The 656-nt window shown below is 45.0% G+C and carries 1 protein-coding gene; it reads right to left on the bottom strand.

Going from position 1 to position 656, the window contains the following annotated elements:
* Positions 1 to 268 precede the first annotated feature (268 nt).
* The coding region (locus R7093_RS25960; RefSeq protein WP_318147112.1) for an EscU/YscU/HrcU family type III secretion system export apparatus switch protein at positions 269 to 656 on the bottom strand (388 nt) is incomplete at its 5' end.

Below are 656 nucleotides of genomic sequence, written 5' to 3'. Positions count from 1 at the left end.
TCGTAGCAATTTATCTGCAACCAGCCGGCGTAACTTCATACTGCGAGGTATCTCAATCGAATTGAAGCGTCACGCGAATACGCACTTTAATACGTATGTCTAATGTTTATACGCGACCACTTTCGCCTAAAAGTTTAGGTATAGTTGATAATTAGTCGACTTAAGCAATCTATGTACCAAAATCAACGCCAAAATAATGACTCAAAGCTAAATAACAGCACAATCCATTGATTGTTTTATATTTTTCTTAATTTTGCTTTTTGTACGATTAATGACGATGTTCCGGCGGGATTGGCAAGTCATAATCTTGAATTTTCGGTCGCTGACCACCACGTTTGCGGTACTGTTTTAACTGGAACACAAACGCCAGCACTTGCGCGACCGCGGTAAACAGACCGTCAGGAATTTCTTGTTCCAACTCAGTGGTACGGTAAAGCGCACGTGCAAGTGGTGGAGCAGGCACAATCGTAATGTCGTGCTCGCGTGCCACTTCTCGAATTTTCATCGCCATATGATCCGTACCTTTCGCTATCACGACTGGCGCACGATCTGTTTTTTGCTTATAACGCAGCGCCACTGAATAGTGCTCCGGGTTGGTGACAATAACGTCTGCTTGAGGTACATCGGCCATCATCCGGCGTTGTGCCGCTTCCCTT

Source organism: Vibrio sp. 1580 (genome assembly GCF_033340055.1).
Note: the sequence above shows the minus strand (reverse complement) of the source record. Positions and strands in the feature narration are given on the sequence as shown.